Raw genomic sequence first — 9,497 nt, 5'->3', positions numbered from 1 at the left:
GAAGGAATACTCCGCATGAACGAGATCAAGCTGCATCCGCTGAAGAAGCTGGAAATCATTCTCCAGGGCGAGCACAGGGAGTTTGCCACCGATCTGCTCGATCGCGCCGGAGTCAAGGGCTACACCATTATCGGCAACCTGTCCGGGAAAGGCGCCCACGGCATGTACGAAGGGCACCTGATGTTCAATGAGGATGACGTTCTCATCATGATCATCGCCGCCGTTCCGCCGAGTCTGTTCGACTCGCTGCTCGAGGGCTTCCTGCCGTTTTTCGAGGCGCATTCGGGAGTGATTCTCGTCAGCGACATCCAGGTCGGCCGCCTGGTGAAATTCATGGGGTGAGCAGCGTTTGCTGCGGGTGTTTGGGCGAGGCGAGCGGCCGCGCCTGCTGAGTAATGAACGCCAGGAAGGACTGCGCCACCGCCGACAGCCGTTTACCCTTGCGGTGGACGACGAACCATTGTCGCACGATGGGGAAAGTTTCCACGTCGAGGGTGACAAGGCGGCGTATCGCCAGCTCCAGTTCCAGGGTGTGCAGCGAAAGGATGCCTAGCCCCAGTCCGGCTTCGACGGCCTGCTTGATGGCCTCGTTGCTGCTCATTTCCATGACCGAGTGGAATTCCACGCCAAGACGCGAAAAATGCCGTTCGGCGGCATTGCGCGTACCGGAGCCGGGCTCGCGTGTAATGAAGGGCTGGCAACCCAATTCTGTCAGCGGGATCTTGCGCCGTTCGGCCAGCGGATGCTCGGGCGAGGCGATGACCATGAGCGGGTTGTCGAGAAACGCGCGCGCGACGAGTTCGCTGTCTTCCGGCGGCTGTCCCATGATGGCCAAATCCTGATTCGCCGCCGAGAGCGTCTCGAGAATATGCGTCTGGTTTGACACCTGCAGGCGCACCTGAACTCTGGCATGGCAGGCGCAGAAAGCTGCGATGAGCTTAGGCATGAAGTAATTGGCCGTGCTGGCCACGGTGAGGTCGAGTTCTCCGCGATGGACGCCGCGGAACTCTTCCATCGCCGACTCGAGGTCGCGCATCTTGGCGCCGATAAGCGTGGTATGGCGGTGCAACTCGCGGCCCGCGTCGGTCGGCCGGATTTTTTTTCCGACATGGTCGAACAGCGGCACGCCGATCTGTTCTTCCAACTGCCGCATCTGCATCGAGACCGCCGGCTGTGTGAGGTGCAGAGCATCGGCCGCGCGCGTGAAGCTCTCCTGTTGCAACACGGCGTCGAAGATCTGGAGCTGTCTGAGAGTGAGATGCATGGCCAATCTATAAGTTACTCTAATGTATATGATCAAAAATAACAATTAGTGTTTATGTGGGTCATCTTCTATGTTCAGGGCTCGTGAATCGCGGGGCCGGCTGAATCACAGACCCTGCTGAGACCCACGAACGTCATCCCCGGGCCGGGTGGGGGGATGGCCACCGCACAGCGGTAGGTCCTCGCCCGTCGTTCGCTTACCGCACAAGCGCGCATGAAGGAGTCCTCGAATATGGCAGTCAAATCGTACCAGGCCGGCGTCACGCAGTATCGGCAAAGCTACTGGCAGCCGGATTACATGCCTCTCGACACCGATATTCTGGCGTGTTTCAAGATCACGCCGCAGCCTGGTGTGGATCGCGAAGAAGCGGCGGCGGCGGTTGCTGCCGAGTCGTCCTGCGGCACCTGGACCACGGTGTGGACCGATCTGCTGACCGACCTCGACTACTACAAGGGTCGCGCGTATCGCCTCGAAGACGTGCCGGGCGACGATACCTGCTATTACGCTTTCATTGCCTACCCCATCGACCTTTTTGAGGAAGGCTCGGTCGTCAACGTGTTCACCTCGCTGGTGGGCAACGTGTTCGGGTTCAAGGCCGTCCGGGCGCTGCGTCTGGAAGATCTGCGCTTCCCGATCGCTTACGTGAAGACCTGCGGTGGACCTCCGCATGGCATTCAGGTCGAGCGCGACAAGCTTAACAAGTACGGCCGGCCGCTGTTGGGCTGCACCATCAAGCCGAAGCTCGGCCTCTCCGCGAAGAACTACGGCCGCGCCTGCTACGAAGCGTTGCGTGGCGGTCTGGACTTCACCAAGGACGACGAGAACATCAACAGCCAGCCGTTCATGCGCTGGCGCGACCGTTTCGATTTCGTGATGGAGGCGGTCCAGAAGGCGGAGCAGGAGACGGGCGAGCGAAAGGGTCACTATCTCAACGTGACCGCGCCGACGCCTGAGGAAATGTACAAGCGCGCCGAATACGCCAAGGAAATCCGCGCTCCGATCATCATGCACGATTACCTCGCCGGCGGCCTCTGCGCCAACGCCGGTCTGGCGAACTGGTGCCGCAACAACGGAATGCTGCTGCATATCCATCGCGCCATGCATGCGGTGATCGACCGCAACCCGCATCACGGCATCCATTTCCGCGTGTTGACGAAAATTCTGCGTCTGTCGGGCGGCGACCATCTGCATACCGGCACCGTGGTGGGCAAGCTCGAAGGCGATCGCGCTTCCACCCTGGGCTGGATCGATCTGTTGCGCGAATCCTTCGTTCCGGAGGACCGCTCGCGCGGCATCTTCTTCGATCAGGATTGGGGCTCGATGCCGGGTGGCTTCGCCGTGGCGTCCGGCGGCATCCACGTCTGGCATATGCCGGCGCTGGTCACGATCTTCGGCGACGATTCGGTGTTGCAGTTCGGTGGCGGCACGCTGGGCCACCCCTGGGGTAACGCCGCCGGCGCGCACGCCAACCGTGTGGCGCTCGAAGCCTGCGTCCAGGCGCGCGGCGAGGGCCGTCATCTGGAGAAGGAAGGCAAGGATATCCTCACCGCTGCCGCCGCTCACTCGCCCGAACTGAAGATCGCCATGGAAACGTGGAAAGAGATCAAGTTCGAGTTTGAAACGATGGACAAGCTCGCCATCGCCAACAAGTAAGCCGGTCGACGGATACGGTGGGCGGCGCGCTCAGTGGGTGCGCCGCCGCGCAGCAAAACCGAAAGGACTAAGTCATGGCCGTTCAAGCCTACCGTTCGCTCAAGAAATACGAGACCTTCTCCTATCTGCCGCAGATGACGCCCGAGCAGGTGCGCCGTCAGATCGCTCACGCCATCGCGCAGGGCTGGAATCCGGCGGTCGAGCACACCGAGAAGGGCACGCCCGCCAAGGCGAGCTATTGGTACATGTGGAAGCTGCCGTTGTTCGGCGAGCAGTCCGTTGACGCCGTGGTGGCCGAAATCGAAGCCTGCCACCGCGAATTCCCGGATCAGATGGTGCGTTTCGTTGCGTACGACAATTACGCTCAGAGTCAGGGCATGGCGTTCGTCGTGTACCGCTGATGAGATGAAGTGGGTGCTGGAGCCGACTCGATTCGGCGCCCATGATTTGCTCGCGGCGCGGCGCATCGGCGCCGCTCCTTCATCGAGTTCTTTGTGCTGAGGTCCGAATGACAAACGTCGCCCCCGGTCATGCCACTGCAACTCTATCCGGCCGTGAACTGGCGCTTCAGCGTCGGCAGGCCATGGCGCGCCACGGCAAGGCCGGGGTCGTCGTGGCGCAAGCCGACAAGCGTTCTGCGGCCGGCTGGCTGCAACTCAATGCGGCGCATGTTGCCAGCGCCACCCGTAGCAATGCTTCGACGGCAACGTCCGCTTCGGCTGCGATCATCCAGCCGACGGCGCCGAAGTCCGCGGCGAGGGCTCGCCGGCAGGCGTTGTCCACGGTTGGTAAGGCGGCGTTGAAGAACGCAGGGCAGGGCGTGGCGTCCCGTCCGGCGGCGCATGTGCGTCCGCGGCGTGAGGCTCGTACGGAGGTGCGCAACTCTGATTGCGGTTGCGGCGGGCAATGCAATTGCGGTGGACAATGCGGTTGCAGCCACGGCGCGCATCGGCAGGAAGCGGCGCAGATCGAGGCGGTGCGGATCGATACGCCCGCGGCCGCGCGTCCAGCCGTAAACTCGCCGGAAGCGTCCGGTCGCGCGCTCGCAAAGATGCGCCGTGCGGCGCTGAACCAGGATGGCAAGAAGGGCCTCAAGCGCGTCGCCCAGGCGACGCGGATCGCCGCTTCGATGCCGGCGCAGGATTGGCAGAGCGCCATGCTGAAGGGCGCAACTGGCCGTCAGGTCGCGATGCAGCATCGGATGGTGCGGGCGCTGGCGGGCCGGGTCGACAAGGCGTCGGGCGCCGGCACTCGCCCGACCGGCAGGATACGCGCGCGCAATGTGGTCGAGGCGCCGGCCAAGGTCGAGGAGGGGCACACTCTCTCCGGGCAGACCGTCACCGGGACCCAGGTGGAACGTATCTCCAAGGTGACCGGCAATGAGCCGGGCTCCTGCCGCACCATTACCGGTACCGAGTATATCGGCTTCGAGCAGTTCCAGACGCTCTGCGGGGTCCGGCCTGAGCCGACCGCGCCCAAGGTCGCCGTCAGCAGCACGCTGCGCGAGCAGCGCATCACCGGCACCGCGCTGGGACGCTCCACAAGGACCACCGGCGATGAGGCGGGCGCGTGCCGCCCCGTGACGGGCACGGAGTACCTCTCCTCCGAGCGCTTTGAACAGTTCTGTTCGACGCGTCCGGATGCGCGGCCCGAGAAGGTGGCGCTCACGCGCACCGACAAGGGCAAGACCGTTACCGGCGCGCTGGTCGATCGTCCGCGCCGCGTCACGGGCGTCGAGCACGGCGCTGACCGCGCCATCACCGGCACGCGTTACAGTCAGGGAGAAACCGACGACGCGCCTCCGAAGGTGGCGATCACCCATACGGCTGCGGGCAAGCCTGTCACCGGCACGGTGGTCGGCCGCAGCGAACGGCAGACCGGCGACGAGGCCGGGAGTTGCCGCCCGATTACCGGCACCGAGTATCACACGGTTGAACAGTTTCGCGACTTTTGTCGAACCCCACCGCCGGGAGGGGGCCCACGGAAGGTCAGTGTGATGTCGACCCGCGACGAGCAGGTCGTGTCAGGGACCGCTGTCGATCGGTCCGCCAAGGTAACCGGCAATGAAGTCGGCTCCTGCCGCAGCATCACGGGCAGCCAGTACTATACCACTGCCGACTTCGCCGGGCTTTGCAAGACGCCCAGCCCCAGGAAGGTGTCTGAAATGCAGACGCTGCGCGGTCGGACCGTGACCGGTTCGGAGGTCGCCCCAAGCCCAAAATTGTCCGGTGACGAGTCTTATGGGTGCGAACCCGTCACCGGCACGGATTACATTGGCACCCGCCAGTTGGCCGCCGTATGTCCGGTCGAGGCGGTGCCAGCCGTCTCGCCGGTGAGCAAGGTCGTGGTCGATACCACGCTGCGCGGCCAGACCATCACGGGCATCGCTGCTGGCCGCGCGGAACATGTGACCGGCAACGAAGCCGGGACCTGTTCGCCGATCAGCGGCACCCCATACATCGGTCAGGGCCAGTACACCGGCTTCTGCCAGGCGCCGCAGCGCGAGCAGCAGGCTGCGCGGGTGCGCGAAAGTGCGGTGATCCCCTCCACCGTGGTCACCGGCGATCGGCCGGGCGCGGGCGGGCTGCAGGTCACCGGCGACGAGCGCGGCGCTTGTGAGCCGATTTCGGGAACGCCTTATCTCGGGCTGGATAATATTTCGTCCGGGCAATGCGCGATGAGCGATCGCTTCCGCGCGCGGGATGCGGATCAACGCCCGCCCGCTCCCCGGGATTTCAGCATCGACATTCCGGCTCGGCAGGCGGCCCGCGAGCGGCAGACCGAGGTCATCACCGGCAGCGGCCTGAGCAGTTCGCGCATCACCGGCCCGATCAACAAGGCCGATGGTCTGATCACCGGCACACCGGAGTTCCGGCACGGTGGTCAATCGCGCCGTCCGCGTGACGAGGAGCATTCGCTTCCTGCCGCGCGTCGCCTGAGCGGCGAAGGCAGTCAGCAGGGGCGACGGGTCTCGGGAGACGCCTGGGACGGCAACAGCCGTGTCACCGGCACCGAGGGTTCGTCCAGCCTGGCGCGCAATCCTTCCATGCGCGGTCAGCCGCGCGGAGCCGGAACGAGCGCCATGGCTTTCCGTGGCGTTGAGCGTCCTGAAGTGCCTGAGTCGGTCATTACCGGATCGGCTGGCAATACCCGGCGCGGCGCCACGGTGACCGTCTCCGGCGGGGCGCGCGGCTGAGGATCGCGGGCATGAACACGCGCAAACGCCTTCAGGCCCTGCGACGAGAGGCCAGCCCGGCTGCCGCGGCGGCGCCTCAGGTGGCGGCTATCCTCGATCATCCGGCGTGCATGATCGGCAGCGGGCAGACGTGCGAGCATGCGCTGGTCGATCGCGATCTCAATCGCCTGCTGTTCGACTACGAGCGAACCGTGCGCTCGCGTTTTACCCGCATCGTCGACGTGCTCAAGCGTATCTCCACGCATCAGCACGACGAGAAGTTCATCGAGCGCTCGCAGCAGCTTGCCCGCGAGCAACTTGGCTTCGATCTGCCGGTGCAATTGCTCGAAGACGCCTGGGTGTGCGGGCTGGATTTATCCGCCCTGCATTCGCGTTGCATATTCAGCGCGCTGAAATCGAGCGTCGAAAATGCACAGGCGGAGCAGGTCGGCTGGCGCCAGCGCGTGCCGCTGGACGAGAACTTTCTGCGTTCGTGCGGCTACCACACCGTGGATATCAGCCCCTGTTCCGATGGCCGGCTGCAAGGCGTCAGCCCCTACGTGTTGCGCATTTTGCCCGGACCGAATGTACGCGTGAAGGCCTATGCCGGCGCGCTGTTCGACGTCGAGGCCGACGTTGCAGACTGGGCCCGCCGCGAAGTCCAGCGGCTGTCGGGCGCGATGGTCGATGGTGACCGCCTCAACTACCTCAAGATCGCCGTCTATCATTTCAGCAGTTCCTCGCCGAACGGCCAGGGGTGCGCTGCCCACGGCAGCAACGACCGTCAGGCTACGGATGCTGCGTTGCAGCGCCTGCAGAACGAGTTGCGCACGGCGATCGACCAGACCTTCGGCTCGGGCGCAGCGCCGGATGTGCTGCTGATCGGTGTCGACACCGATCTGGATGCACTGCGCATCCATCTGCCCGACGGCTTCGGCGAGCTCAACGCGCACCGTTACTTCGAGACCGCGCAGGTCTACCGCGATACCCTCGGGCTTGCGCCCGAAGCGGCGCGGGCCCGTATCGCCGAGATCGTCGCCGACGCCGAGGGCATGGGTGGCTGGGGCCAGGGCAACGGCCGTATGCACGAGGGCATGCGCCGCCTGGTGCTGGCGCTGGCCGAAGCCAACCTGTCGCAGATCGAATACGTCATCAAGCACCACACCGGCCGCTACAAGACGATCGGGCACGACGAGGAATGCATCGTCGCCGGTCAAGCGGTGAGGTCGCTGCAATTGCGCAACCTGTTTTATTTCGCGCATCTCGACACGATCGAGGAGGGTGCGCCCGACATGGACGTCGGGATCAAAATCTTCGCCAAACTCAACGTCGCGCATGGTCTGCCGGTGCCCGTACTGGTGCATTTTGAGTACGACGCGCGGATTCCTCAATCGCGCGAGCGGGCGATCGCGCGGGGGCGGCGGGTGCGCGACGCGATCGAGGCGCGTTACCCCGATCTGGCCGCCCGGGGCTTGCTCAATTGCGCGATTGCGGTGAGTGAACGTGCAGGCGACGAGATCTGCGTGTTCGTTGCCGATGACCCTGTCGACGATCATTGAGGATGTATGCGCCATGAAAATCATGCGTGTAAGAACCACCCTCGTGTCGACCAATCGCATCGATGCCATGGGGCATCGTCCGCTGCTTGTCGTTCAGGAAACGCCGAACGGGCCGCGCAGCGTCGCGGTCGACGCCGTCGGCTGCATTCCGGGCGACTGGGTGATTTGCGTAGGCTCCTCCGCGGCGCGTGATGCGGCGGGGGCCAAGGATTATCCGTCCGATCTGACCATCGTCGGCATCATTGATCACTGGAATCCGGAGGTATCGTGATGGAAGTCTGGCGCGTGGTCGACGAGCTTGTCTGCACCCGGCGTGTGCCGGAGATGGGTTCGGCTTCGCTTCGCATTCTGAAGGGCCAGAAGGGAGACATATCGGTGGCGACCGATCCTGTCGGAGCGCCCCCTGGCAAATGGGTATTCACCGCCGCCGGCACGGCCGCACGCATGGCCATGCCCGATCGAACAGTGGCGACCGACCTGGCTATCTGCGGGATCATCGATGGCTGGGAGGAAGAGGGATGACGCGGTGAGCAAAGAGCAGAGCGGCGCGCGCGCAGCGGGCGTCAGGGTGCAGTGACTAGCTTGAGTTTCTTTTATTTCGACAACAATGGAGTGAACAAATGGCTGAGATAATGGGTATTGCCCTGGGCATGATTGAAACGCGCGGACTGGTTCCCGCGATCGAGGCGGCGGACGCGATGACCAAGGCCGCCGAGGTGCGCCTGATCTCGCGTCAATTCGTCGGCGGCGGCTACGTTACCGTGCTGGTGCGTGGCGAGACCGGCGCGGTGAACGCGGCGGTGCGTGCCGGTGCTGACGCCTGCGAGCGCGTGGGTGACGGTCTGGTGGCCGCGCACATCATTGCGCGCGTGCACAGCGAGGTTGAGGGCATCCTGCCGAAGACGCCGAGCGCCTAAGCACGGTTTTTTATACGGTAAGTAACGGGAAGGACTACGACATGGCAACACACGTCAACGGCATCGCCCTGGGCATGATCGAAACTCGCGGGCTGGTTCCGGCGATCGAAGCGGCCGACGCGATGACCAAGGCCTCCGAAGTGCGGCTGATCGGTCGGCAGTTCGTCGGTGGCGGCTACGTCACGGTGTTGGTGCGCGGCGAAACCGGCGCGGTCAACGCGGCGGTGCGTGCCGGGGCTGACGCCTGCGAGCGCGTGGGCGACGGCCTGGTGGCGGCGCACATCATCGCGCGCGTGCACAGCGAGGTCGAGGGCATCCTGCCGACGAAGCCTGACTCGAACGGCGGCCGCGACTCCGAGGTCACGTCTACCCGCAGCTGATCCTGCGCGGAGAGCGTCATGGCGGTCGATCGGCAAACCCTGGCTTGCACGCGCGCTCAACCAAGCGTTGGCGGCGTGCGGCAGGCTCTTGCGGTTGCCCGCGGCGCGGCCGAGTCTGGTATCGGCTCCAGGTCGAGGCCCCTGCGGATTGATGTCGACGCGTTGATGTACGCGCCGACGGCTGCGCGGTAACGGCGCCGCGTCGCTATTCGAAGCCTTGCTACAGGAGGCGCTAGCGCATCTCGATACGTAACCCAGATCGAACCGGGGTAGGACGCCCATGACTGATGATTTCCAAGGTTGGGAGCGCCGCGACAAGCCGCCGACGTTGTTTCGCCGCTTCGCGTTTGCGCAATACGCGCAGACCCGCGCCTTCCTCGACGCGCTGTCGGCGCTGTCCGAGGAGATTCAGCGCCATCCGCAGAACATCAATTTCGGCACCACCTATGTCAACATCACGATCGGGGCGGCCGACGACACCGCATTGAGCGCCGAGGACGAACAGTTCGCCGGGCGTATAGCTGCTCTAGCCGAGCGCGGGGAGTGAGC

At 64.5% G+C, this 9,497-nt stretch carries 11 protein-coding genes; 10 read left to right on the top strand and 1 reads right to left on the bottom strand.

Annotation, left to right across the window (positions count from 1 at the left end; translation table 11 throughout):
- A partial coding sequence (locus NWI01_RS16210; RefSeq protein WP_244613827.1) for a P-II family nitrogen regulator occupies nucleotides 1–342 on the top strand: 342 nt, incomplete at its 5' end.
- On the opposite strand, the gene NWI01_RS16205 is transcribed toward NWI01_RS16210, so the two are convergent.
- Nucleotides 332–1,264 (bottom strand): LysR family transcriptional regulator, encoded by a 933-nt coding sequence (locus NWI01_RS16205; RefSeq protein ID WP_141384998.1) that lies wholly within the window; start codon nucleotides 1,262–1,264, stop codon nucleotides 332–334. The two genes, NWI01_RS16210 and NWI01_RS16205, sit on opposite strands and share 11 nt — an antisense overlap.
- Nucleotides 1,265–1,495: 231 nt before the next feature.
- Here NWI01_RS16205 and NWI01_RS16200 point away from each other — a divergent pair, with 231 nt between their 5' ends.
- From NWI01_RS16200 to NWI01_RS16160, 9 genes are all read left to right on the top strand, one after another.
- Nucleotides 1,496–2,917 carry a form I ribulose bisphosphate carboxylase large subunit gene (locus NWI01_RS16200; RefSeq protein WP_011315233.1) on the top strand — a complete coding sequence of 474 codons (1,422 nt, stop codon included), beginning with the start codon at nucleotides 1,496–1,498 and terminating at the stop codon, nucleotides 2,915–2,917.
- 74 nt (nucleotides 2,918–2,991) lie between these two features.
- Nucleotides 2,992–3,318, top strand: coding sequence for a ribulose bisphosphate carboxylase small subunit (locus tag NWI01_RS16195; RefSeq protein WP_011315232.1), 327 nt, complete (start codon nucleotides 2,992–2,994; stop codon nucleotides 3,316–3,318).
- A 107-nt stretch (nucleotides 3,319–3,425) separates the two neighbouring features.
- Entirely contained in the window at nucleotides 3,426–6,113 is a 2,688-nt protein-coding gene (locus NWI01_RS16190) for a CsoS2 family carboxysome shell protein (protein WP_141384997.1), read from the top strand.
- Between the two features lie 11 nt (nucleotides 6,114–6,124).
- The gene (locus NWI01_RS16185; protein WP_141384996.1) at nucleotides 6,125–7,651 is read left to right on the top strand and encodes a carboxysome shell carbonic anhydrase; all 1,527 of its coding nucleotides are present in this window, start codon (nucleotides 6,125–6,127) and stop codon (nucleotides 7,649–7,651) included.
- A gap of 13 nt (nucleotides 7,652–7,664) precedes the next feature.
- Nucleotides 7,665–7,922 (top strand): carboxysome peptide A, encoded by a 258-nt coding sequence (locus NWI01_RS16180; RefSeq protein ID WP_011315229.1) that lies wholly within the window; start codon nucleotides 7,665–7,667, stop codon nucleotides 7,920–7,922.
- Complete coding sequence (locus tag NWI01_RS16175; RefSeq protein WP_041344994.1) at nucleotides 7,922–8,173, top strand: carboxysome peptide B; 252 nt, start codon at nucleotides 7,922–7,924, stop codon at nucleotides 8,171–8,173. The genes NWI01_RS16180 and NWI01_RS16175 overlap by 1 nt, the downstream gene beginning before the upstream one ends.
- Nucleotides 8,174–8,271: 98 nt before the next feature.
- Nucleotides 8,272–8,568, top strand: coding sequence for a BMC domain-containing protein (locus NWI01_RS16170; protein ID WP_011315227.1), 297 nt, complete (start codon nucleotides 8,272–8,274; stop codon nucleotides 8,566–8,568).
- Between the two features lie 41 nt (nucleotides 8,569–8,609).
- Nucleotides 8,610–8,948: a BMC domain-containing protein gene (locus NWI01_RS16165; protein ID WP_141384995.1), complete on the top strand. Its 339-nt coding sequence runs from the start codon at nucleotides 8,610–8,612 to the stop codon at nucleotides 8,946–8,948.
- Nucleotides 8,949–9,228: 280 nt separating this feature from the next.
- Complete coding sequence (locus NWI01_RS16160; RefSeq protein WP_141384994.1) at nucleotides 9,229–9,495, top strand: 4a-hydroxytetrahydrobiopterin dehydratase; 267 nt, start codon at nucleotides 9,229–9,231, stop codon at nucleotides 9,493–9,495.
- The last annotated feature ends 2 nt before the right edge of the window (nucleotides 9,496–9,497 follow it).

It is taken from the genome of Nitrobacter winogradskyi, from assembly GCF_006539545.1.
Lineage (GTDB): Bacteria > Pseudomonadota > Alphaproteobacteria > Rhizobiales > Xanthobacteraceae > Nitrobacter > Nitrobacter winogradskyi_A.
This window is presented reverse-complemented; position numbering and strand designations above follow the sequence as displayed.